Raw genomic sequence first — 23,673 nt, forward strand, 5'->3', positions numbered from 1 at the left:
CTCAGTCCTCGTGCCGCCCGCGGGAGCGCAGCGGCGGCGGCTGCACCGACCCGAGCAGCGCCCGCAGGTCCGCGGCGCTCGCGGCGCGGCGTCCCAGGTCGACGGCGACCGTCGGCGCGATGTCGCGCAGCCGTCCGAGCAGCGCCGGGTCGGCCAGGTCGTAGCGGCCGTCGGCGGTCCCGGTGACGATCGCGTCCGGGCGCAGTGCCCGCACCGCCCGCGGGTCCGGGCTGCGGTCGTCGCCGACCGGGTCGACGCCGTCGAGCGTCCCCGCGCAGCCGACCAGCTGCGCGCCCAGCTCCAGCAGCAGCTCCCCCACCCGGGGGTCGGTCGCCACCACCCGCACGACCGGTCCGCGCAGCGGCACCGGGGTCCCGGTCGCGTCGACAAAGGCCCGTCCGCCGCCCATGGCGGCTCCGGCGGTGGGGCGGCTCATCGGCGGGCTCCTCCTGGCGGACGACGGCGTCGCCGTCGAACCTACCGCGCCGAAACCCGCTCGACCCCCGCCGCGACAGGCGCCTAGCGTGGCCCGCCGTGACCAGCCCGACCGAGACCCGGATCCGCCGCGCCCTCACCAACTGTTCCAAGGGGGAGGCGACGCGGATGGTCCTGCCCGCGTGGGTCCGCGACCTGGACCCCGACCGGCTCGACGACGTCCACGGCTGGCGCGACCCGAAGGCCCCCGACCGCGGGGTGCTGCTGGTGCCCACCGACGACGGCCCGGCCGGTGTCGTGCTGCGCGCCGCCACCGGCGCCGCCCGCGCGGCGGCGATGTGCGCGCTGTGCCGGACCACCCACACCGTCGGCGGGGTCGCGCTGTTCGCCGCCCCGCGCCGCGGCGCGAAGGGGCGCCAGGGCGACACCGTCGGCACCTACATCTGCGCCGACCTGGCCTGCGCCGAGCACGTCCGCGTCGAGACGGCGACCGCCGCGCTCAAGCCCACCCCCGGCACGACCGTCGACGAGCGGCGGGCCGGGCTGCGGGAGCGGGCGGCGGAGTTCGTGGCGGCCGTGACCGCCGAGGGGTGACTCAGGTCCGCAGGTTCAGCCCGACCCGCTGGAACTCCTTGAGGTCGGAGTAGCCGGTCTTCGCCATCGCCCGGCGCAGCGCGCCGAACAGGTTCGTCGTGCCGAACGGGCTGTCGGTCGGCCCGAACAGCACCTGCTCCAGGGTCCGCCCGGACCGCGCGAGGCCGGTGACCTCCGAGCGCGGCAGCGACGGGTGCGCCGCGGACGAGGTCCAGTACAGCCCGCCGGCGGGGGCCTCCGCGGCCTCGGCGAGCTGCTCGCCGAGCATGACCGCGTCGGCGCCGCAGGCCACGGCGCGGGCGATGTCACCGGAGGTGCCGATGCCGCCGTCGGCGATCACGTGCACGTACCGGCCGCCGGTCTCGTCGAGGTAGTCGCGGCGGGCGGCCGCGGCGTCGACGATCGCGGTCGCCATCGGGACCCCGACCCCCAGCACCTCGTCGGTGGTGGTGGAGGTGGACTGTCCGTACCCGACGATGACGCCGGCGGCGCCGGTGCGCATCAGGTGCAGCGCGGTGCGGTAGTCGCCCACCCCGCCGGCGACGACCGGGACGTCCAGCTCGGCGATGAAGTCCTTGAGGTTGAGGGGCTCGCCGTCCGAGACGTGCTCGGCGGAGATGATCGTGCCCTGCACGATGAGGATCTCGACGCCCGCGGCGAGCAGCGCCGGGGTCAGCTCACGGGCGCGCTGCGGGCTGACCCGCGCCGCCACCGTGTGCGAGCCGTCGCGCAGCGGACGCAGCGCCTCGGTGATCAGGTCCTGCTGGATGGGGGCCTGGTGCAGCTCCTGCAGCAGCGCCACCGCGGAGTCCGGCTCGTCCCCCGTCGCCGCCGCGACGACACGCTCCAACGCGCCCTTCGGGTCGGCGTGCCGGGCCCACAGGCCCTCCGCGTTCAGCACCCCCAGCCCGCCGAGCTCGCTGATCCGCACCGCCGAGTCCGGCGACACCACCGCGTCGGTGGGATGGGTCATCAGCGGGATGTCGAAGCGGTAGGCATCGAGCTGCCAGGCCGTCGAGACGGCCTTCGAGCTGCGGGTACGCCGCGACGGGACGATCTCGATCTGGTCGAGGTCGTAGGCACGACGGGCCTCCCGGCCCATCCCGATCTCCACGAGGTCACGCACGCCGCACACCCTAGGTGGCGCGCCGCGGCCGCACCCCCGCGGGGCGCCGCGACCTGCCTCCCCGCGCCCCGCGCTCCCGCCCCAGCGCCGCCCCACCGCCGCCGCCCCAGCGCCGCACTCATGGAGCTTTGGTCCGGTGGCACCGGACCAAAGCTCCATGAGTGCCGAGGGGTGGGGTCAGCGGGCGGCGTAGTTCGGGGCCTCGACGGTCATCGTGATGTCGTGCGGGTGGCTCTCCTTGAGACCCGCCGCGGTGATCCGCACCAGGCGCGCCTGCTGCAGGTCCGGGATGGTCTGCGCGCCGACGTAGCCCATACCCGAGCGCAGCCCGCCGCCGAGCTGGTGCACGACCGAGGACAGCGGCCCGCGGAACGGGATCCGGCCCTCGATGCCCTCGGGGACGAGCTTGTCCTCGCTGAGCACGTCGTCCTGGGCGTAGCGGTCCTTGGAGTAGGACCGGCCCGCGGCACCGGCACGGCCCTGCATGGCGCCGAGCGAGCCCATCCCGCGGTAGGTCTTGAACTGCTTGCCCCCGACGAGCACGACCTCGCCGGGCGACTCCGCGGTGCCGGCCAGCAGCGAGCCCAGCATGACCGTCGACGCGCCGGCCGCGATGGCCTTGGCGACGTCGCCGGAGTACTGGATGCCGCCGTCGCCGATGACCGGGACGCCGGCCGGGGCGCACGCCCGGGTGGCCTCGTAGATCGCGGTGATCTGCGGGGCGCCGACCCCGGCGACGACGCGGGTGGTGCAGATCGAGCCCGGCCCGACGCCGACCTTCACCGCGTCCGCGCCCGCCTCGACGAGCGCCTTGGCGCCCTCGTAGGTGGCGACGTTGCCGCCGACGACGTCGACGTGGTCGCCGACCTCGGCGCGCAGCTTCGCCACGGTCTCCAGCACCCGGCGCGAGTGGCCGTGCGCGGTGTCGACCATCAGGACGTCCACACCGGCGTCGACGAGCTGCATCGAGCGGGCGTAGGCGTCGTCGCCGACCCCGACCGCGGCGGCGACGACGAGCCGCCCGTCCGGGTCCTTGGTCGCCAGCGGGTACTGCTCGGTCTTGTTGAAGTCCTTGATCGTGATGAGGCCGCGCAGCATGTCGTCGCCGTCGACGATCGGCAGCTTCTCCAGCTTGTGCCGGCGCAGCAGGCCCAGCGCCGCCTCCGCGGTGACGCCGACCTTGGCCGTCACCAGGGGCGCGCGGGTCATGACCTCCGACACGGGCCGGTCGGTGTCGACCTCGTAGCGCATGTCGCGGTTGGTGATGATCCCCACCAGCCGGCCGGTCTCGTCGGTCACCGGCACACCGGAGATCCGGAACTTGGCGCACAGGGCGTCGACGTCGGCCAGCGTCGCGTCGGGGCTGCAGGTCACCGGGTCGGTGACCATGCCGGCCTCGGACCGCTTCACGACCTCGGCCTGGGCCGCCTGGGCGTCCGGGGAGAGGTTGCGGTGCAGCACGCCGAGACCGCCGGCGCGGGCCATCGCGATGGCCATCCGGGACTCGGTGACGGTGTCCATCGGGGACGACACCAGCGGAACCTGGACCCGCACCCGGCGGGTCACCTGGCTCGACGTGTCGGCCGAGCTGGGGATCACGTCCGACTCGGCGGGCAGCAGCAGCACGTCGTCGAAGGTCAGTCCGAGCATCGCGAACTTGTCCGGCAGGCCGCCCATCTCGCTCGTCATCTCTCCGGGGCTCCTCTTGCGGTCGAAGCGGTGTTGTCGAACCGGTGTTGTCGAGGCGGTGCGGTCGACGCTGACGGCGGGCTCCCGCCGCAGGCCGCCATCGTACGTCCACCAACCCTGGGTGGGCCGGGGCCCGACTCTCCTGCACCGGTACCGTGTACGCCGTGTCACCAGAGGCGCTGCCACCGGACCCGTTCGCCGGAGACCCGGATGACCCTGCGCTCTCGATGCAGGCCCACGACGACCGTGGTGACGGCCCGTGGCCGGGTTCCGGTGACTCCGAGGTACCCCCGTTGAACGAGACCGACCGCGGCGAGATCCTCGCCGACCTGGCCGACCTGGCCGTGTACCAGGCGCTGCTGGCGGACCGGGGCGTCCGCGGGATCGTCGTCGACTGCGCGGACTGCGGCGAGCAGCACTTCCACGAGTGGAACCTGCTGCGCGCGAGCCTGCAGCAGCTCCTCGACGAGGGCCGGATGCGGCCGCACGAGCCGGCCTACGACCCGGACCCGGCGCACTACGTCACGTGGGAGTACTGCCGCGGGTACGCCGACGCGACCCTCGCCGACTGAGCGCGGCACCCCCGACCCACGCGGAAGGGCCCCGGAGGAGATCCTCCGGGGCCCTTCGCCGTACTGCGTGCCGGACCGCGTCAGTTCGGCGTGCTGCTCACCGCGCCGGTCGACGTCGACGACGGGGGCGGGGTCGTGGTGTCGTCCGACGGGTCGCTCTGCCCCTCCCCGGCCGCGGTGGGGCGGGTCGTGGGCGACGTCGTCGGGGTCGTCGGGTCCGCCTGTCCCTCCGTCGTCGGCGAGGTCTCCGACGGCGACGGCGACGTCGTGGGCGAGGTCTCACCCGGCCCGTTCAGCACGGACGGGTCGGTGGTGGCCTCCGGCGAGGTCGGGCCGCCCGGGGTGGTCGACCCCTCCGACGGCTGCGGGGCCGGCGTCGGGGTGTCCTCGCCGCCCTCGGAGACCGGGGGCGGCGGGGCCGGGGTCCCGTCGCGCAGCGGCGACCGTGGGTCGGTCGGCGTGCCCGGCGGGGTCTCGGCGACCTTCTGGTTCAGGAACCGGCTCTGCTGCTCGAAGTCGTTGCGCAGGTCCGGCGCGGTGCGGTCCACCAGCGGGCCGAGCGCGGCGAGCTCCTGCTGCGCACCGACGGTGTCCCCGGCGGCGAGCTTGGCGTTGACCCGCTCGATGCCCTCGCGCAGCGTGGTCGCGGCCTGCACCTGGTCGGCGCGCTCGCTGTAGAGCACCCGGGAGACACCCCACAGGGCGTCGCCCGGCTGGGCCTCGTGCGCGCTGATCGAGACGACGGCCAGCGCACACGCCGCGACCGCCGCGGCGGCGACGAGCGGGCGCAGGAAGGAGACCTTCCGCGACGGCTTCGCCGGCTGCAGGATCTGCACGGCCTCGTCGGCGTCGAGCAGCTGCGGGATCGGGTCGCGGTCGACCTCGTCCTTCCAGGACGAGAGCATCGCGGCCAGGTGGTCGTCGACGTCGTAGCCGCGCCGGCCGGGGCCGGACACCCCGAGCCCGGAGGACAGGGCGTTGATCAGCTCGTCGTCGGCCTGGAGCTCGACGAGGTCGATCGGGCCGTCGTCCTCGAAGCCGTCGAGGTCGTCCCACTCGTCGGCGCGGGCGGCGTGCCGCTGCACCACCGGCTGCGGGGCGGTGCGCCCGTCGAGCGGCACCGGGTGACCCTGATGGCCGAGCGGGTGGGAGTGGCCGTTCGTACGGGGCGGGCGGGGCTCGCCGAAGCGGCCACGCGTCACCGGTGCGGGCGGACGCTCCCAGCCCTCACCGGGCGGTGGGGGGAAGTCCGGACCGTGCGGACCCTGGTCACGCATCCCGGACCACCTCCTCACTCATCATCTTCCTCAGCCGGGCCAGCGCCCGGTGCTGGGCGACGCGGACGGCACCCGGGGTGGAGCCGACGGCTGCCGCGGTCTCCTCCGCGGACAGACCCACGACCACGCGCAACACGATGATCTCCCGATGCTTGTCCGGAAGGATCTCCAGGAGCTTGGACATCTCCTCCGACAGTTCCACCTGCAGGGCCCGGGACTCCGGGCCGTCGGACGACTCCACGCGGTCCGGCACGTCGGCCATCGGTTCGGAGCGGTTCCGGGACGCAGCCCGGTGCGCGTCGATGACCTTGTGGGACGCGATGCCGTAGACGAAGGCGAGGAACGGGCGACCCTGCACCCGGTACCCCGGCAACGCCGTGAGCACGGCCACGCAGACCTCCTGGGCGACATCGTCCGCCGAGACGGACCCTCGGTCGGTCCCCAGACGGGCGCGGCAGTAGCGCACGACGAGGGGCCGAATCATGGCGAGAACGCGCTCGACCGCGGACCGATCGCCGGCCATGGCCGCTTCGATCCACTCGTCGGGAACGTCTCTTGATTCACTCATCGTGGGGAACCGCCCAGGCGTTACGAGCATCCAGCAGTGTCATCCGATCGTGGAGGCGACCCGCGTTCGCGCAGGTGAGATCGGCTCGGATCCACCGTATCCGAGCGGGGCTCGCCGACGGGAGTCGCTCCATGCCAGATCAGACGATCGTGCACGGTTCCGGGTTGCGTGGTGCCGCACCGCAACACGTCCACGGGGCGGCCACGGTCGGCGAGCGGTTCGTCACCCACCGCAGAATGCGGTCACCGGACGCAGTGAAGATCGTCCGCGCCCGATCACCGGCCGTGGACCGCCCGGCGCGGGTCGCATCCGGTTCGGCGCGGAATCCGGACGGGTCGCGGCCGGGGCCGCGGGACTGCGGTGACGCGTGTGATTCCGGGGACGCGGGGGACGCCGGGTGACGATTCCCGGCGTCCCGCCGACCGCTCGTCGGACGAGGGCCGATCGGAGGCGGACGATGACGACATCCGGCGGATCCGTGGTCGGCCTCGGCCGGGCCGGCCGCGGACCCCGGCGGGGGTCCGGTCGCGGGGAGCACGACCGGCGTCCCGTCACCGGGGCGCCGGACCGGCCGGAGCCGGTCGGAGCGATGTCCCGGGCGTGGTGTCCCGGGTGCGGGCCGCGGTAGCTGCAGCGGCCCGGGTACGTGGGCCGGACACGGGGGTGTCCGGGGGCGTGGAGCCGGACCGCGGGGGTCGGTCCGGCTCACGATGCCCACCCGCGTACGGGTGGGGTGGAGCGGCCGGTTCGGGGTCGGTCGCTCGGCGGTGCGTGGTCGTGCCGTTCCGGGTGGGGACCCGGTCAGGACACCAGGCCGCGCCGGAAGCCGTGGGCCACCGCCTGTGCGCGGTCGCGGACGCCGAGCTTGCGGAACAGCCGGCGGGCGTGGGTCTTCACGGTGTCCTCGGACAGGTAGAGCTCGCGGCCGATCTGGCCGTTGCTCTTGCCCTGGCTCATCCCGCGCAACACCTGGAGCTCGCGCTCGGTGAGCTGGACCCCCGGGTCGGTGGGGACGCGCGGGGTCGGCACCGAGGTGCTGGCCAGGGTGTGTGCCAGCGCGGCGACCAGCTCGGGACGGGAGGCGTCCCAGCGCAGGTAGCCGCGTGCTCCCCCGGCGATGGCGGCGGCGATGCTGCCGGCGTCGTCCGGGGCTCCGAAGACGATGACGTTGGCCTGCGGGTGGGCGGCCACCAGTCGTCGGGTGGCCTCCACCCCGGTGGGAACAGCACGCTGCGTCCCGACCAGGACGACGTCGACGGACTGGCGGGCGTAGCGGGCGAGGAGCTCGTCCCCGTGGGCGACGCAGTCGATGCGCTGGACCCCCGGGACCGCGGACATGACGCGAGTCAGTCCCTCGCGGACGCTGCGACGATCGTCGCAGATGAGTACCGTCGTCACGACGATTCCTTCCTGCAGCTTCCTGCAGCCGGGTGATTCTTCACCCTCCGAATCGGCGGGTGACACTCTCACCTTGACACGGTCGGGGCGATTTTGTGCCCTCCGTTCGGCGCTCTGACCCACGTGCATCAGCGTCATGTGGGTGAAGCGTCGCCGAATGGAGTAGTCCGTACGGTACATCGTCCGGGCCGGACTCCGGGCACTGCTCCCGCAGCAGCTCTCGCCCGCTACGGTCACTTCGCGTATAGAGGACGCTCACCGTGTGCAACGGCGCATGTCGGCGACCCTCCGCATCCGCTCGGCGACTGCGCGTATCGAATGGTGACGCTCCGGCGTGTCGCGCTCCGGCGACCGGTCCGGAACCGGCCTCCGGCGTCGCCCGATCGGCCCCCGTGAGCCCGCGGTGCGGCCGAGCGGGTACGGCATCCGGGCCACCTCCGGCCGGATCCGGTTCCCCGTCCGGCCCCGGGCCCGGCCCGGTGAGGTCGGCCCGGGCGAGCAGCGCCGGGCGGTGCAGCGGGGGCAGTCCGTGCACGAGCGCGTCCGCGGCCACCGCGTCGAGCTCGGCGACGACGCCCGCCCGGTCGTGCCCCGCCACCCCGGCGGCGACCGCCCGGACCAGGCGGCTCTTGAGCACGTGCCGAGTGGACCCGAGCGCCTGCGCACCGGTCAGTGCCTCGTCGGCGGCGGCGAGCGCCGCGGCCGGGTCCCCCGCGACCAGCGCGGTCTCCGCGGCCACCCAGCCGTGGCGGACCCGGGTGCGGTGACCGTGCGGGCCGCACCACGGCCCGGCCCGGCGCAGCAGCACGGCGGCGGTCGCGGCGTCGAGACGGCCGAGGGCGTCGGCGGCGAGCCCGGTCAGCGCGTCGGCGACGGCCGCGGCGCGGTCGAGACCCCACGGCCCGGGGGCACCCGGGGTCCCCGCGCCCGGCAGCACCAGCCGGAGCGCGGCGCCGTCGAGCGCGGCCGCGGCGCGGTGCCCGCCGAGCTGGCGCAGGTGAGAGGCCCGGGTGAGGGTCGCGTGCGCCCGCAGCACGACCCCGGCCACCGGGTCGCGGCGCACCCCGTCGAGCAGCGCGGCCGCGGCCGCGTAGTGCCCGGAGGCGCCCCGGGCGACCGCGGCCGCCCACCGCAGCTCCGCCGGCCCGTCCGGGCGCGCCGCCGCGGCCACCTCCCGGTCCGTCACCGCCCCGGTGAGCAGGGCCCGGACCCCCGCCGACGGCGCTCGCCGTGCACCACCCGGTCGGCCGTGCACCATCGTTCACCTCGAATCAGGTTTGCGGCCGCCCTGGCCAGGGAATCTGAGCGACGTCAGGTTCGATAGCGAAGGCAGGTGACGAACATGGCGGACATCCGGAGGCTTCCCGGCCCGGTCGCCGACATCTACGACTGGCAGATGGAGGGAGCCTGCCGGGGGATGGACAGCGCGTTCTTCTTCCATCCCGAGGGTGAGCGCGGTCCCGCCCGGGCCCGTCGTGAGACCCGAGCGAAGCAGGTCTGTTCCGAGTGCCCCGTGGTGCAGCAGTGCCGCGAGCACGCCCTGAAGGTGCACGAGCCCTACGGCATCTGGGGCGGCCTGTCCGAGTCCGAGCGGGACGCGATCATCCGCGGTCCGCGCCGCACGCTCAAGGTCGCCGCCGAGGCGACCGTCCAGCCGGTGGAGATTCCCGTTCACACCGCCTGAGAGCGCCCCGACCGTCGGGGGCTCCCATCTCCCGTCGGACGGCACATCCACTTCCTGCCCCGCAACGCACAACGGCGGGCGACCCGAGGGTCGCCCGCCGTCGTCGTGCTCGGACCGGGTCAGTGACCGTGCCCGTGGCCACCGGCCGGGGCCGGGTCGGCCTTCTCCGGCTTGTCCACCACGGCGCTCTCGGTGGTCAGCACCATGCGCGCGATGGACGCGGCGTTCTCCACGGCCGACCGGGTCACCTTGACCGGGTCGATGACGCCGTCGGCGATCAGGTCGCCGTAGGAGCGGGTGGCCGAGTTGTACCCGGTCCCCCAGCCGCCCTCGGCGACCTTGGACACGACGATCGCGCCCTCGTCGCCGCCGTTCTCGGCGATCCAGTACAGCGGCGCCGAGAGCGCCTTGCGGACGATCGCGACACCGGTCGCGGCGTCACCGGTCAGGCCCAGGCCGTCGGCGAGCTCGGCCGCGGCGTGCACCAGCGCGGAACCGCCGCCGGGGACGATGCCCTCCTCGACCGCCGCACGGGTCGCCGCGACGGCGTCCTCGATGCGGTGCTTGCGCTCCTTGAGCGCGGTCTCGGTCGCCGCACCGGCCTTGATCACCGCGACGCCGCCGGAGAGCTTGGCCAGGCGCTCCTGGAGCTTCTCCTTGTCCCAGTCGGAGTCGGACTCCTCGATCTCGCGCTTGAGCTGCGCGACACGGCCCTCGACGTCGGTCTTGGACCCGGCGCCCTCGACGATCGTGGTCGCGTCCTTGGTGACGACGACGCGCCGCGCGCGGCCGAGCAGCTCGAGTCCGGCCTCGTTCAGCTTCAGGCCGACCTCGGGGTTGATGACCTGACCGCCGGTGGCGACCGCGAGGTCGTCCATGAACGCCTTGCGGCGGTCACCGAAGAACGGCGACTTGACCGCGGCGACCTTGACGGTCTTGCGGATCGAGTTGACGACCAGGGTCGACAGGGCCTCGCCCTCGACGTCCTCGGCGATGATCAGCAGGGGCTTGCCCTCGCCGAGCACCTTCTCCAGCAGCGGCAGCAGGTCCTGGATGGACCCGATCTTGTCGCGGTGCAGCAGGATGTACGGGTCGTCGAGCGCCGCCTCCATGGACTCGGAGTCGGTGACGAAGTACGGCGACAGGTAGCCCTTGTCGAACTGCAGGCCCTCGGTGATCTCCAGCTCGGTCGAGAGGGTCGAGCCCTCCTCGACGGTGATCACGCCGTCCTTGCCGACGGTGTTGATCGCCTGGGCGATCAGGTCGCCGATCTCCTGCTCGCGCGAGGCGATGGCGCCGACCTGCGCGATGTGGCTCTTGGCGTCGACCGGGGTGGCCTTCGCCAGCAGCACCTCGGAGACCTTGGCCGAGGCCGCGGCGATGCCCTGGCCCAGCGCGAACGGCGCGGCGCCCGCGGCGACGTTGCGCAGGCCCTCCTTCACCAGCGCCTGGGCGAGCACGGTGGCGGTGGTGGTGCCGTCACCCGCGACGTCGTTGGTCTTGGTGGCGACGGTCTTCGCCAGCTGCGCGCCGAGGTTCTCGAACGGGTCCTCGAGGTCGACCTCGCGGGCGATGGTGACGCCGTCGTTGGTGACGGTCGGGCCGCCGAACTTCTTGTCGATGACGACGTGCCGGCCGCGCGGGCCGAGCGTCACCTTCACCGCGTCGGCGAGCTGGTTCACGCCGCGCTCGAGCGCGCGACGGGTCTCCTCGTCGAAGCTGATCTGCTTCGCCATGTCGTGTTCTCGCTGCCTCTCGGATACTCGGGTTCTCGGGGGGAGAGACGCGACCGCCCCGGTGCGGGCCACCCTTGGGGGTGGACCACCCGGGGCGGTACGTCAGGTGGTGCCTCGCGTCAGTTGACGACGGCCAGCACGTCGCGCGCGGAGAGGATCAGGTACTCCTCGCCGTTGTACTTGACCTCGGTGCCGCCGTACTTCGAGTAGATGACGACGTCGCCGACGGCCACGTCGAGCGGGACGCGGTTGCCGTTGTCGTCCACCCGGCCCGGGCCGACGGCCAGGACCTTGCCCTCCTGGGGCTTCTCCTTGGCGGTGTCCGGGATGACGATGCCGGAGGCGGTGGTGGTCTCCGCCTCGCTGGCCTGGACGACGAGCTTGTCCTCGAGCGGCTTGATGTTCGCCACGACGATGACCTCCCCTTCCTGGGGTGAATCCGGTGTCACGGGTTCTCTAGCGGTGTCACACAGCGCGCACGTGGCGACTCCCGCCCCGCCGTCGCGGGTGCCGGGGCGGATGTCGTCCGCCGCGCGCATTGGCACTCTATCCATGAGAGTGCCAGAAGCCGAGCGGGGGCTCAACCGCGCCGTTCGGGCGTGTCGGGAGTTCCCGGTCGTCGCCCGTTGTTCACCTACTCGCCGCCCGGCCGCCGGGCGTCACTCGATCGGGAGCGTTGCACTGCACATCGTGGTCACCTCCCGCCGTTCGCTGCTGCGCGCCGGACTCACCGCCGCCGCCGTCACCGCCGCCGCACCCCTGCTGCCCGGCGCCGCCGCCGCGGCGCCCGGACCCGCCCCGGCCCGACCGCCGGGCGACCCGTTCGGGCTCGGCGTCGCCTCCGGGGAACCCGATCCGACCTCGGTCGTGCTGTGGACCCGGCTCGCCACCGACCCCGTCGCCGAGGACGGCCTGGGCGGGCTCGGGAACCGGGCCACCGACGTCGAGTGGGAGATCGCCGACGACGAGCGCTTCACCCGCGTCGTGCGCCGCGGCCGGGTCCGGACCGGCCCGGAGGCGGGCCACAGCGTGCACGTCGAGGTGCCCGGCCTGCGGCCCGGCCGCGACTACCACTACCGCTTCCGCGTGGGCCGCACCGTCTCCGACGCCGGCCGCACCCGCACCGCGCCCCCGCCCGCGGCGATGACACCGGTGCACATGGCCTTCACCTCGTGCTCCCAGTTCGAGCACGGGTGGTTCACCGCCTACCGGCGGATGGCCGAGGAGCGCCCGGACGTGCTGCTGCACCTGGGCGACTACATCTACGAGTACCCGGCGCAGGACTACGTCGCGCCCGGCGGGAACGTCCGCGACCACGCCGGCCCGGAGACGACGACGCTGGCCGGCTACCGACAGCGGCACGCCCAGTACCGGGCCGACGCCGACCTGCAGGCCGCGCACGCGGCCGCGCCCTGGCTCGTCGTGTTCGACGACCACGAGGTCGAGAACAACTGGGCCGCCGACGTCCGGGAGCTCCCGCTCGACCCGCCCGGCGACTTCACCGCGCGGCGGACCGCGGCGTTCCGGGCGTACTGGGAGAACCTGCCGCTGCGCGCCGCCCAGCGCCCCCGCGGCGCGGCCATGCGGCTGTACCGCCGCGTCGGCTGGGGCGGCCTGGTCACCTTCCACATGCTCGACACCCGCCAGTACCGCGGCGACCAGCCCTGCGGCGACGAGTTCCGCAGCGACTGCGCGGAGCGCACCGACCCCGCCCGCTCGCTGCCCGGCTCCGCGCAGGAGCGCTGGATCGCCGACGGCTTCGCCCGCTCCCGCGCCCGCTGGGACGTGCTGGGCCAGCAGGTGTTCTTCTCCCAGGTCGACTTCACCCCGGGCGCCGGGCGCGGCTTCAACCCCGACGCGTGGGACGGCTACCCCGGCTCGCGCGACCGCGTCGTCGACTCCTGGATCGCGGCCACGCGGCGCGGCCGCGCCCGCAACCTCGTCGTGCTCACCGGCGACGTGCACGCGCACTGGGGCGCCGACGTGAAGCGCCGCTTCGACGACCCCGCCTCGCCGGTGATCGGCACCGAGCTGGTGTCCAGCTCGATCACCTCCGGCGGCGACGGCTCGGAGAAGCAGAACGGCTCCGACGCCGTCCTCGCCGAGAACCCGCACATCCGGTTCCACGACAACCGCCGCGGCTACGTCAGCACCCGGTTCACCGCGGACCGGATGGAGGCGGAGTTCAAGGTGGTGCCGTTCGTGACGCAGCCGGGCGCCCCGGTGCAGACCCGTGGGCGGTTCGTCACCACCGACCGGCGCCCGGGGCTGCGCGCGCTGTAGCGGGGTAGGTTCGCGTCCGTGGCTGACCTGGTTCTCGGCGCGAACGTGTTCGGCTGGACGGCGGACAGGGACACCTCGTTCGCCGTCCTCGACGCGTTCGTCGCCGCCGGCGGACGGATGATCGACACCGCGGACTCCTACACGTGGCGCGCCCCGGGGAATTCCGGCGGCGAGTCCGAGACGATCCTCGGCGAGTGGATGGCCGCCCGCGGCAACCGCGACGCGCTGCACCTCGCGACGAAGGTCGGCGCCCTGCCCGGCCGCGAGGGCCTGTCGGCGGAGAACGTCGCCGCCGCCGCGCGGGACTCCCTGCGTCGCCTGGGCACCGACCGGATCGACCTCTACTACGCCCACCGCGACGACGAGGCGACCGCGCAGGAGGAGACCCTCGACGCGTTCGACGCCCTGGTCCGCGAGGGCCTGGTCCGGGAGACCGGCGCGTCGAACTTCTCCCCGGAGCGGGTGCGGTCGGCGCTGGAGATCTCCGCGCGCGACGGGCTGACCGCGTTCACCGCGGTCCAGCCGCACTACAACCTCATGGAGCGCGACGACTTCGAGGCGGGCCTCGCCCCGCTCGCCGAGTCCGAGAAGCTGGCCGTCCACCCGTACTTCGGGCTGGCGAAGGGCTTCCTGACCGGCAAGTACCGGCCCGACTCCCCCGTACCGCACGGCCCGCGGGCCGAGGGCGCGGCGGCCTACCTGGACTCCCGCGGCCGTGCCGTGCTGGCCGGGCTCGACGAGATCTCCGCCGGCTACGGCGTCCCGGTCCCGGCGATCGCCCTGACCTGGCTGGCCGCGCAGCCCGCGGTGACCGCGCCGATCGCGAGCGCCCGCACCGTCGGGCAGCTGGAGCAGCTGCTTCCGATGCTCACCCTGGAGCTCACCGACGACGAGCTGCGCCTGCTGTCCTACCTGTCCGCGACGTCCTGAGCGGCCTTCCGCACGCGGTCGCGGCGCATCGTGTGGGCGTCGGCCATCGACGGCCGGTAGTAGCGCTTGCGCAGCCCGACCACGGTGAACCCGTGGCTCTCGTACAGCGTGCGGGCCGGGACGTTGTCGGTGCGGACCTCCAGGAACACCGTCGCCGCCAGCTCGTCGGCGACGGCGAGCAGGCCCCGCAGCAGCGCACGGCCGATGCCGTGGCCCTGCCAGGCCGGATCGACACCGATCGTGTGCACCTCCGCCTCGGCCATCGGCGGCCCGGCGACGACGGCGAGCCCCGCGTAGCCGACCAGCTCGTCAGCGGCGCGGGCGGCGAGGTAGAGCTGGCCGGAGGAGACGGCGTCGCGGAAGGCCTGCGCGCTCCACGGGTCGTCCCCGGGGAACAGGATCGCCTCCAGCTCCGCGCAGCGCGCCGCGTCGGCCCGGTACAGGGGGCCCAGGGAGACCGTGGCGTTCACGCGGTGACGCGCTTGCGCCCGGTCGGCGGGGCGGCGTCGGGGCGGCGCAGGTAGAGCGGCTCGACCGGTGCGGGGGCCCGGCCGGCGAGCAGGTCCGCCGCGGCGACGCCGACCAGCCCGTCGACGGTCGGGGCGCCGGGGCCGCCGATGTCGCGGCCGAGCCGCTCGGCGAACGCCGGGTCACCGGCCACGGTGCCGATCGCCAGCTCGTCCAGCCGCGCGGCCAGCACCTCCGGGGCCTCGACGGCCGGGCCGGTCAGCCGGCGGACCGAGTGGGCGTCGGCGGGGTCGGAGGCGTCGTAGGCGGCCCAGTACACCTCCTTGCGCCGGGCGTCGGTGACGACCAGCAGGTTCCCGCCGGTGTGCAGCCCCCAGGCGAGGGCGTCGTGGGTGACGACGCCGTGCACCGGCACGTCGAGGGCGTGGCCGAGCGCCGCGGCCGAGGCGATCCCGACCCGCAGCCCGGTGAACGGGCCCGGACCGGCGCCGACGACCACCGCCCCGACCTCGGCGAGCGCGTGGCCCGCCTCGGCGCACGACGCCCGGACCGCGGGCATCAGCAGCTCGCCGTGGCGGCGGCCGTCGTGCGCGCGGGCGGCGAGGGTCCGCGGCCCGCCGTCGGGGCCGAGGTCGACGAGACCGGCGGTGACGACGGTCGTCGCGGTGTCGAGGGCCAGTACCAGCACGCCCGCGAGCCTACGGACGCGCGGTGCGGCGCAGCGTCGCGACCCGGGTGTCGTCGTCGCGGCGCTCCAGCGCGATCGTCACCGCGGACCCGGCGAGCCGCTCCGCGACCCCGACCCCCCACTCGACGGCGACGACCGCCCGGTCCAGCTCGGTGTCGAGGTCGAGGTCGTCCAGCTCGGCCGCGACGTCCACGTTCCCGTCGGGGCCGCCCAGCCGGTAGGCGTCGACGTGCACCAGGGCCGGGCCGTCGCCCGCGGAGGGGTGCTCGCGGGCGATCACGAACGTCGGCGAGGCCACCGTGCCGGTCACCCCGAGCCCGCGGGCCAGGCCGCGGACCAGGGCGGTCTTGCCCGCGCCGAGCGGCCCGGCCAGGAGCACGACGTCACCGGCGACCAGCTCGCGCCCGACCGTCTCGCCGAAAGACTCGGTGTCGGCGACGGTCGGCAGCTCCGTGACGACGGCGTCCGCGCCGGGAGCGGGGATCACGGCCGGTCCTTCTTCCGGGACCGGCCGGCCCGGGCCGGGGCGCGGCTGCCGCGGCGGACCCGGCCCGCGCTGCGCAGCAGCCCCTGCAACGCGCCGCCGCCCGCGTCGGCCTGCTCGTCGTCGGTCGTGTCGGTGAGCTGCGGCGGGCGCTTGGCCCGGAGCCCGCCACCCGCGGTGCGCTCGGTGGTGCGTGCGATCAGCGCGTCGAGCTCGGCGTCGACGACCTCGGGCTGCTCCAGCATCGGCATGTGCCCGACCCCGGGCAGGCGCACCAGCCGGGCGGTCGGGATCGCCTCGGCGATGACCTCGCTGTGCCGCCACGGGATGATCCGGTCGCCGTCGCCGGCCAGGACGAGCACCTCGCAGCCGGACAGGCCGGGCAGCGCCGCGAGCCGGTCGTGGGTGCCGAGGGTGTCGACGAAGTCGGTGAGCGCGCCGACGGCGTTCGAGTCGATCATCGTGTCGACGAGGTCGACCATCCGCGGGTCGACCTGGCGGTCGCCGTAGGCGAAGCGCTTGGTGAACACCCAGATGATGTCGCCCAGCGCGCGCCGGCCGGTCTCGACCAGGCCGGGCTGCCACGCGGCGAGCCCGCCGAGGGTCCGGATGATCGGGTTGCGCCGGGACAGGAACGTGCCCTGCAGCCCCGAGGACGCCATCTCCCCCGCCGAGGTCGACACCAGCGCCACCCCGGCGACGCGCTCGTGGAACAGCTCCGGGTGCTGCTCGGCCAGCGCCATCACGGTCATGCCGCCCATCGAGTGCGACACCAGCACCAGGGGACCCTCGGGGGCCAGCGCGCGGATGACGGCGTCGAGGTCGCGGCCGAGCTGGTCGATCGTGCAGGAGTCCGCGGGCGCCCGCTCGGAGCGGCCGTGGCTGCGCTGGTCGTAGAGCACCATCCGCACCGACGGGCCGGTCAGCCCGGCCAGGTGCGGCCGCTGCTCCTGCCAGGTGCGCCGGTCCAAGGCGAAACCGTGTACCAGCACCACCGTCAGCGCGGGCTCGGAGCCGTCGGCCGGCGCGACCACCTCGCAGGCCATGCGGACGCCGTCGTCGGCCATCACCGACATCTCCTCGCCGACGGTGCCCGGCGGCGTCCCGGCGTGCGAGGACATCTCGGTGGCCAGGCTGCGACGGGTGGCGGCGATCTTGCGTCGCTGCGCGGCGACGCCGACCCCGGCCGCGGCGCCCGCCGCGCCGACCACACCGCCCGCGATCCCGGCGACGGTCCATCCCCTGCGGCTCATGCGACTCCCCCGCGGCCGTCGGTCACCGTGCGACGCACCCGCCCCCGGACGCCCGTGACGATCTCGTAGTGGATGGTGCCCAGCTCGTCGGCCCACTCGCGGGCCGTCGGTCCGCCGTCGGCGCCGGTGCCGAACAGCTCGACCGGGTCGCCGATCGCGACCGGCAGCGCCCCCGGCCGCCCGCAGTCGACGACGAACTGGTCCATGCAGACCCTCCCGGCGACCGGCCGGACGGTGCCGCCGATCCGCACGCGCATCCGGCCGCCGTTGTTGAGGCGGCGGGGGACGCCGTCGGCGTAGCCCAGCGGCACCAGGGCGAGGGTGCGCGGTTCGCGGGCGACCCACTCGTGGCCGTAGGACACGCCCTCGCCCGCCTCGACGGTCTTGGTGAGCGCGACCCGGCCGCGCAGCGTCATCGCCGGGCGCAGCGGGCTGTCGGCGGGGCGGGCGATCGGGTCGAGCCCGTAGACGGCGATCCCCGGCCGGACGACGTCGAGGTGCAGGTCGGGGCGGGTCATCAGGCCCGCCGAGTTGCACAGGTGCAGCTGCGGGGTGAACCCGCGGTCCCGGGCGAGCGCGGCGGCGGCGTGCAGCCGCGCGGCCTGGCTGTCGACGGCGGGCTGGCCCGGCTCGTCGGCGGCGGCCAGGTGCGACCACACGGCCGCGACCTCGCAGGTGCCGTCGGCGACGCCGTCGGCGACGTCGTCGAGCAGGGCGGGCCACTCGCCGGGCGGGCAGCCGTTGCGGGACAGCCCGGTGTCGGCCTTGAGGTGCAGCCGGACCGGACGGCCCGCGGCGCGGGCACCGGCCAGCACCGCGGCGAGGTGCTCGCGGCCGGACACCGACAGCTCCACCCCGGCGGCGACGGCGGCGGCGAAGTCGGAGTCGGCAAGGTGCAGCCAGGACAGCAGCGGCGCGTCGACACCCGCGGCCCGCAGCGCGAGCGCCTCGTCCAGGGTGGTGACGCCGAGCCGGGTCGCCCCGGCCGAGAGCGCCGCCCGCGCGACGGCGGCGGCGCCGTGGCCGTAGCCGTCGGCCTTGACCACGACCATCGTCTCGGCCCCGGACGCGAGACCGGCCAGGTAACGGGTGTTGTGCCGGACGGCGTCGAGATCGACCACCGCCTCGGCCGCCGGTGCACCCGATCCGGGCCGGGGCCGCGGACCGGATGCGGGGTCGGTCGTGGGTAGCACGGCCCCGATCATCGCATCCCGGTCCGTCGCGGCCCGGCCCCGAGCCCGGCTCAGTCGTTCCCGGCCTCCATCGCGGCGCGGTCGAGGGACTCCTCGGCCTGCTCGGCGTCGGGGTCCGACGGCGTCGCGGTGATCTCCGCCGCACGCCCGGCCTCGATCTCGCCGACGAAGGTGCCGAACTCGCCGCCGAGCATCCCGGTGGCCGAGTACTGCTCCAGCTTGGCGCGGGAGTCGGCCAGGTCCAGGTTGCGCAGGGTGAGCTGGCCGATACGGTCGCCCGGGGTGAACGGGGCGTCCTCGACGCGCTCCATCGAGAGCCGGTCCTCGGCGTAGGCCAGGGCGGGGCCGCGGGTGTCGAGCACCGACCAGTCGTTGCCGCGGCGCAGCCGCAGCGTGACCGACCCGGTGACCGCGTTGCCGACCCAGCGGGTCAGGGACTCGCGCAGCATCAGCGACTGCGGCTCCAGCCAGCGGCCCTCGTAGAGGAGCCTGCCGAGCCGGCGGCCCTGCTCCTCGTAGGCCGACAGCGAGTCGTGGTTGTGGATCGCCGAGACGAGCCGCTCGTAGGTGACGAACAGCAGCGCCATCGCCGGGGCCTCGTAGATGCCGCGGCTCTTGGCCTCGATGATCCGGTTCTCGATCTGGTCGGTCATGCCCAGGCCGTGCCGGCCACCGATCCGGTTGGCCTCGGCGACCAGCGCGACCGGGTCGTCGTAGCGGGTGCCGTTGATCGCGACGGGGCGACCGGACTCCCACTCGACGGTGACGTCCTCGGTCTCGACCGCGACGGCCGGGTCCCAGAACCGCACGCCCATGATCGGCTCGACGATCTCGATCGAGGTGTCGAGGTGCTCGAGCCTCTTGGCCTCGTGGGTGGCGCCCCAGATGTTGGCGTCGGTCGAGTACGCCTTCTCCGCGGAGTCCCGGTAGGGCAGCTCCCGCTCGCCCAGCCAGGCGCTCATCTCCGCGCGGCCGCCGAGCTGGTCGACGAACGCCTCGTCCAGCCACGGCTTGTAGATCCGCAGGGCCGGGTTGGCGAGCAGGCCGTAGCGGTAGAACCGCTCGATGTCGTTGCCCTTGAAGGTCGAGCCGTCGCCCCAGATGGAGACGCCGTCGTCGGCCATGGCGCGGACCAGCAGCGTGCCGGTGACGGCGCGGCCGATCGGGGTGGTGTTGAAGTAGGGCATCCCGCCGGCGCGGATGTGGAAGGCACCGCAGGCGATCGCGGCGATGCCCTCGTCGACCAGTGCGCGACGGCAGTCGACGACGCGGGCGGCCTCGGCGCCGTACTCCAGCGCGCGCTGGCGGACGGCGACGAGGTCGGGCTCGTCGGGCTGTCCGAGGTCGGCGGTGTAGGCGTAGGGGACCGCGCCGTTCTCGCGCATCCAGGCGACCGCGACGGAGGTGTCGAGGCCACCGGAGAAGGCGATGCCGACGCGCTCGCCGACGGGGAGGCTGGTCAGGATCTTCGGCACGCGCGGAACGCTAACAACCCGCTCCCGGCGCAGGTCCGCCGGTGTGCCGCTTCGTCCCCTCGTCGCCGCATCCTGCCGCCCGGCGGAGCGTGTCGGTGCCGTTCCGGAGCCGCCCGGTGCCGTTCCGGAGCCGCCCGGGCCCGGTCGGATGCCGCTCGCGCTCCGCCCGCGCCGACGACGGCACTGCGGCGCCGTCCGGTCACCCCCTCGCCCGGTCACTACGGGGAGGCCGCGGCCCGTACCGCCCGCAGCGCGACCGGGATCGCCGCCTGCATCGCCGACGCCGGCGCCGGGACCGGCGGCAGCCCGTGCCCGCGGGCGGCCGCCGTCGCGGCGCGGGCGTGCACCAGCGTCGCGCAGCCCGCCGCCCACCACGGGTCCAGCCCGGCGGCCAGCAGCGCGCCGATCATGCCGGTGAGCACGTCGCCGGAGCCCGCGGTCGCGGCCCAGGAGTCCGCGGCCGGGTCGACCAGCACCCGTCCGTCCGGGGCGGCGACGACGGTCGCGTTCCCCTTCAGCAGCACCGTCACCCCGAGGTCGGCGGCGGCGCGGCGGGCGGCGCCGATCCGGTCGGGCCCGACCTCGCCCGCGATCCGGGCGAACTCCCCCGCGTGCGGGGTGAGCACGACGGGCTCGCCGTGGATGCGCATCCGCAGGTGGGCGTGCTGTGCGAGCAGGGTGATCGCGTCGGCGTCGAGGCAGAGCGGCACCTCGCGGTCCAGTGCCTCCTCCAGCACCGCCCGGCCCTGCCCGCCGGTGCCCAGCCCCGGCCCGACCGCCCAGGCCTGGGTGCGGCCCGCGTCGGTGATGTCGCCGGTGGCGACGATCTCCGGCCAGTGCCTGCGGACCTCGTCGGCGGCGGACCCGGCGAAGCGGACCATCCCGGAGGTGGCCAGGGCCGCGGCCCCCGCGGCGAGGACGGCGGCGCCGGGGTAGGTGGCCGACCCGGCGGCGATCCCGACGACGCCCTGGCTGTACTTGTCGTCGTCGGGGCCGGGGACCGGCCAGCGGGCGCCGACGTCGCCGTCGGACAGCACCCGGGAGTGCGGCTCGGTCCCCCCGAGGAAGGGCCCGAGCCCGAAGTCCACCAGCCGCACCGGGCCGCAGAGCGGGGCGGCGAGGGCATGCACCGGCTTGCGGCAGCCGAAGGTGACCGTCAGCGCGGCGCGGACGTGCGGCCCGTCGGTCGCCCCGGTGTCGCAGTCGACGCCCGAGGGCAGGTCGCAGGCCACGATCGGCACACCCGCCCCGTCGGCGGCGGCGACCAGCTCCGGGGCCGGGTCGCGCAGCGCGCCGCGCCCGGAGATGCCGACGATCCCGTCGACGACGACGTCCGCCCCCACCACCAGCGCCCGCGCCGCGTCCAGCCCGCCGGCGGCCGGGGTGCCGGTGCCGGTCCTGCCGCCGGTGCTGCGCCCGGGGTCGCTGCCGCTGGCGGGGTCGCCGCCCGCGGCGGGGCCGGAGCCGGCGGCCGGACCGGGCGGGTGCAGGGCCAGCACCCGCCCGCGTGCGGCGCGCAGCGCGGCGAGGCCCGCCGGGTGCGCACGGTCCGGCGCCAGCAGCACCGCGGTGACGTGCGCGCCCCGGCGGCGCAGCTCGGCACCGGCCCACAGGGCGTCGCCGCCGTTGTCGCCCGCCCCGACGAGCAGCACCACCCGGCGGCCGTAGGTCGCGCCGAGGAACTCCCGCACGTGGTGCGCGAGCCCCGCCGCGGCCCGGCGCATCAGCATCTCGTCGCCGACGGTGCGCATCATGGCCGCCTCGGCCGCCCGTACCTGGTCCGCGGTGTGGAGCCCGTGCATGGCCGCGAGGCTAGCGCCGGGCGACCATGATCGACGGTTGTGGAGCGGGACGCCCGCGTCGCGCACGCTCCGCTCCACGACCGGTGATCACTCGACGGTGACCGACTTCGCCAGGTTGCGGGGCTTGTCGACGTCGTAGCCGCGGGCCCGGGCGATCTCGGCCGCGATCACCTGCAGCGGGATCGTCGCGACCAGCGGCTGCAGCAGCGTCGGCACCGCGGGCAGCTCGAAGAGGTGGTCGGCGAACGGGCGCACCGTCTCGTCGCCGGTCTCGGCGAGGACCACGGTCCGCGCCCCGCGCGCCTTGATCTCCTGGATGTTGGACAGCAGCTTGGAGTGCAGGACCGCGCGCCCCTTCGGCGACGGCATCACCACCACGACCGGCAGCCCGTCCTCGATCAGCGCGATCGGGCCGTGCTTGAGCTCGCCGGCGGCGAACGCCTCGGCGTGCATGTAGGCGAGCTCCTTGAGCTTGAGCGCACCCTCCAGCGCCACCGGGTAGCCGACGTGGCGGCCCAGGAACAGCACCGCCTTCGACGGCGCCAGCTCCTGCCCGAGGGCGCGGGCCTCGCCGAGCGACTCCAGGACGTGGGCGACGGCGGCCGGGATGGCCTCCAGCTCCTCGAACTCGCGGACCACCTCGTCCGGGTACTTGGTGCCGCGCGCCTGGGCCAGGGCCAGGCCGACCAGGTAGTTCGCCGCGACCTGGGCGGTGAACGTCTTCGTCGCGGCGACGCCGATCTCCGGGCCCGCGTGGGTGTAGATGACCGCGTCGGACTCGCGTGGGATCTGTGCCCCGTTGGTGTTGCAGATGGCCAGCACCCGGGCCTTCTGGTCCTTCGCGTGGCGCAACGCCTCCAGGGTGTCGGCGGTCTCGCCGGACTGGGAGATCGCGACGACCAGCGTCGAGCGGTCCAGCACCGGGTCGCGGTAGCGGAACTCGCTGGCCAGCTCGATCTCGACCGGGATCCGGGTCCAGTGCTCGATCGCGTACTTCGCGAGCAGCCCGGAGTGGTAGGCGGTGCCGCAGGCGACGACGAAGACCTTGTCGACGTCGCGCAGGTCCTGGTCGGTCAGGCGCTGCTCGTCGAGGACGATCCGGCCGTCGACGAGGTGCCCGCGCAGGGTGTCGGCGATCGCGGTCGGCTGCTCCTCGATCTCCTTGAGCATGAAGTAGTCGTGGCCGCCCTTCTCGGCGGCGGCGAGGTCCCAGGTCACCTCGAACGGGTTGACCCCGACCGGCTCCCCGTGGAAGTCGGTGACGTCGTAGCCGTCGCGGGTGATCGTCACGACCTGGTCCTGGCCGAGCTCGACGGCGTCGCGGGTGAACTCGATGAACGCCGCGACGTCGGAGGCCAGGAACGTCTCGCCCTCGCCGATGCCGAGCACCAGCGGGGAGTTGCGACGGGCGGCGACGATCCGCTCCGGCTCGTCGGCGTGCGTCACCACCAGGGTGAACGCGCCCTCCAGCCGGCGGGCGACGGCGCGGACCGACGCCGGCAGGTCGCCCTTCGTCGGGCCGTCGGCGTGGGCCAGCGCCACCAGGTGCGCGGCGGTCTCGGTGTCGGTGTCGGACTCCGCCCAGATGCCCTGCGCCTCCAGCTCGGCGCGCAGCTCCAGGAAGTTCTCGATGATGCCGTTGTGGACGACCGCGACCTTGCCGTCGCTGCTGCGGTGCGGGTGGGCGTTGCGGTCGGTGGGCGGGCCGTGCGTCGCCCACCGCGTGTGCCCGATGCCCGAGGTCCCGGTGAACCGGTCGCGACCGATCTCCTCGAGACGTGCCTCCAGGTTGACCAGGGCCCCGGCCTTGCGCTCGACCAGCAGCTCACCGCCGTCCGGCAGCGCGACGCCGGCGGAGTCGTAACCGCGGTACTCCAGTCGTCGCAGGCCGCCGAGGACGACGTCGAGTGCGGACCGATGACCGACGTAACCGACGATGCCACACATACGGATGAGCGTATCGACGCCCGGTTGCCGATCTTCCGGCGACGGGTCGGTCCGGCGCCACGCCGGGCGTC

Annotated in this window: 22 protein-coding genes; 5 read left to right on the forward strand and 17 right to left on the reverse strand. The window is 74.8% G+C overall.

Annotated elements, in window-relative coordinates:
- Position 1: 1 nt before the first annotated feature.
- Complete coding sequence (locus WHI96_RS15195) at positions 2–436, reverse strand: TroA family protein (protein ID WP_345643619.1); 435 nt, start codon at positions 434–436, stop codon at positions 2–4.
- 98 nt (positions 437–534) lie between these two features.
- On the opposite strand from WHI96_RS15195, the gene WHI96_RS15200 reads away from it, so the two are divergent.
- A complete protein-coding gene (locus WHI96_RS15200) occupies positions 535–1,029 on the forward strand; it encodes an FBP domain-containing protein (RefSeq protein ID WP_345643622.1) in 495 nt (164 codons plus the stop codon).
- Position 1,030: 1 nt separating this feature from the next.
- Here the strand turns inward: WHI96_RS15200 and WHI96_RS15205 are convergent, their stop codons facing one another.
- The gene (locus WHI96_RS15205; RefSeq protein ID WP_345643625.1) at positions 1,031–2,155 is read right to left on the reverse strand and encodes a GuaB3 family IMP dehydrogenase-related protein; all 1,125 of its coding nucleotides are present in this window, start codon (positions 2,153–2,155) and stop codon (positions 1,031–1,033) included.
- 177 nt (positions 2,156–2,332) lie between these two features.
- A complete protein-coding gene (gene guaB / locus WHI96_RS15210; RefSeq protein WP_345643628.1) occupies positions 2,333–3,844 on the reverse strand; it encodes an IMP dehydrogenase in 1,512 nt (503 codons plus the stop codon).
- 164 nt (positions 3,845–4,008) lie between these two features.
- Here guaB and WHI96_RS15215 point away from each other — a divergent pair, with 164 nt between their 5' ends.
- Positions 4,009–4,416 (forward strand): DUF5319 domain-containing protein, encoded by a 408-nt coding sequence (locus tag WHI96_RS15215; RefSeq protein WP_345643631.1) that lies wholly within the window; start codon positions 4,009–4,011, stop codon positions 4,414–4,416.
- Positions 4,417–4,496: 80 nt separating this feature from the next.
- On the opposite strand, the gene WHI96_RS15220 is transcribed toward WHI96_RS15215, so the two are convergent.
- From WHI96_RS15220 to WHI96_RS15235, 4 genes are all read right to left on the reverse strand, one after another.
- Entirely contained in the window at positions 4,497–5,693 is a 1,197-nt protein-coding gene (locus WHI96_RS15220; protein WP_345643634.1) for an anti-sigma-D factor RsdA, read from the reverse strand.
- On the reverse strand, positions 5,686–6,261 hold the full coding sequence (locus WHI96_RS15225; protein ID WP_345643637.1) for a sigma-70 family RNA polymerase sigma factor: 576 nt from the start codon (positions 6,259–6,261) through the stop codon (positions 5,686–5,688). The genes WHI96_RS15220 and WHI96_RS15225 overlap by 8 nt, the downstream gene beginning before the upstream one ends.
- Positions 6,262–7,062: 801 nt before the next feature.
- A complete protein-coding gene (locus WHI96_RS15230) occupies positions 7,063–7,659 on the reverse strand; it encodes a response regulator transcription factor (RefSeq protein WP_010225624.1) in 597 nt (198 codons plus the stop codon).
- A gap of 40 nt (positions 7,660–7,699) precedes the next feature.
- The gene (locus WHI96_RS15235; RefSeq protein ID WP_349302393.1) at positions 7,700–8,845 is read right to left on the reverse strand and encodes a serine/threonine-protein kinase; all 1,146 of its coding nucleotides are present in this window, start codon (positions 8,843–8,845) and stop codon (positions 7,700–7,702) included.
- 156 nt (positions 8,846–9,001) lie between these two features.
- Between WHI96_RS15235 and WHI96_RS15240 the strand changes: the two genes are divergently transcribed.
- Entirely contained in the window at positions 9,002–9,343 is a 342-nt protein-coding gene (locus tag WHI96_RS15240) for a WhiB family transcriptional regulator (RefSeq protein WP_073576856.1), read from the forward strand.
- A gap of 119 nt (positions 9,344–9,462) precedes the next feature.
- Here the strand turns inward: WHI96_RS15240 and groL are convergent, their stop codons facing one another.
- Positions 9,463–11,079 (reverse strand): chaperonin GroEL, encoded by a 1,617-nt coding sequence (groL, locus tag WHI96_RS15245; protein ID WP_345643645.1) that lies wholly within the window; start codon positions 11,077–11,079, stop codon positions 9,463–9,465.
- A 119-nt stretch (positions 11,080–11,198) separates the two neighbouring features.
- A complete protein-coding gene (gene groES / locus WHI96_RS15250; RefSeq protein WP_020623960.1) occupies positions 11,199–11,489 on the reverse strand; it encodes a co-chaperone GroES in 291 nt (96 codons plus the stop codon).
- Positions 11,490–11,769: 280 nt separating this feature from the next.
- Here groES and WHI96_RS15255 point away from each other — a divergent pair, with 280 nt between their 5' ends.
- Both WHI96_RS15255 and WHI96_RS15260 read left to right on the forward strand, forming a co-directional pair.
- Positions 11,770–13,362: an alkaline phosphatase D family protein gene (locus tag WHI96_RS15255; RefSeq protein ID WP_345643647.1), complete on the forward strand. Its 1,593-nt coding sequence runs from the start codon at positions 11,770–11,772 to the stop codon at positions 13,360–13,362.
- Between the two features lie 18 nt (positions 13,363–13,380).
- Positions 13,381–14,292, forward strand: a complete 912-nt coding sequence (locus tag WHI96_RS15260) for an aldo/keto reductase (RefSeq protein WP_345643650.1) — start codon at positions 13,381–13,383, stop codon at positions 14,290–14,292.
- On the opposite strand, the gene rimI is transcribed toward WHI96_RS15260, so the two are convergent.
- The 8 genes from rimI to glmS form a co-directional block, all read right to left on the reverse strand.
- Entirely contained in the window at positions 14,271–14,762 is a 492-nt protein-coding gene (gene rimI / locus WHI96_RS15265) for a ribosomal protein S18-alanine N-acetyltransferase (protein ID WP_345643653.1), read from the reverse strand. The two genes, WHI96_RS15260 and rimI, sit on opposite strands and share 22 nt — an antisense overlap.
- The gene (tsaB, locus tag WHI96_RS15270; RefSeq protein WP_345643656.1) at positions 14,759–15,448 is read right to left on the reverse strand and encodes a tRNA (adenosine(37)-N6)-threonylcarbamoyltransferase complex dimerization subunit type 1 TsaB; all 690 of its coding nucleotides are present in this window, start codon (positions 15,446–15,448) and stop codon (positions 14,759–14,761) included. Before tsaB ends, rimI begins: the two co-directional genes overlap by 4 nt.
- A 10-nt stretch (positions 15,449–15,458) precedes the next feature.
- Positions 15,459–15,935, reverse strand: a complete 477-nt coding sequence (gene tsaE, locus WHI96_RS15275; RefSeq protein ID WP_226353797.1) for a tRNA (adenosine(37)-N6)-threonylcarbamoyltransferase complex ATPase subunit type 1 TsaE — start codon at positions 15,933–15,935, stop codon at positions 15,459–15,461.
- Positions 15,932–17,185: an alpha/beta fold hydrolase gene (locus WHI96_RS15280; RefSeq protein WP_345643662.1), complete on the reverse strand. Its 1,254-nt coding sequence runs from the start codon at positions 17,183–17,185 to the stop codon at positions 15,932–15,934. The genes tsaE and WHI96_RS15280 overlap by 4 nt, the downstream gene beginning before the upstream one ends.
- Positions 17,182–18,378, reverse strand: a complete 1,197-nt coding sequence (gene alr, locus WHI96_RS15285) for an alanine racemase (RefSeq protein ID WP_345643665.1) — start codon at positions 18,376–18,378, stop codon at positions 17,182–17,184. Before alr ends, WHI96_RS15280 begins: the two co-directional genes overlap by 4 nt.
- A gap of 50 nt (positions 18,379–18,428) precedes the next feature.
- Complete coding sequence (gene argG, locus WHI96_RS15290) at positions 18,429–19,853, reverse strand: argininosuccinate synthase (RefSeq protein ID WP_345643669.1); 1,425 nt, start codon at positions 19,851–19,853, stop codon at positions 18,429–18,431.
- Positions 19,854–20,071: 218 nt separating this feature from the next.
- A complete protein-coding gene (locus WHI96_RS15295; protein ID WP_349302394.1) occupies positions 20,072–21,655 on the reverse strand; it encodes an NAD(P)H-hydrate dehydratase in 1,584 nt (527 codons plus the stop codon).
- An 87-nt stretch (positions 21,656–21,742) separates the two neighbouring features.
- Positions 21,743–23,602: a glutamine--fructose-6-phosphate transaminase (isomerizing) gene (glmS, locus tag WHI96_RS15300; protein WP_345643972.1), complete on the reverse strand. Its 1,860-nt coding sequence runs from the start codon at positions 23,600–23,602 to the stop codon at positions 21,743–21,745.
- Between the last annotated feature and the right edge of the window lie 71 nt (positions 23,603–23,673).

Origin of the sequence: Pseudonocardia tropica (assembly GCF_040105315.1) — a bacterium.
GTDB classification, from domain to species: Bacteria; Actinomycetota; Actinomycetes; order Mycobacteriales; family Pseudonocardiaceae; genus Pseudonocardia; species Pseudonocardia alni.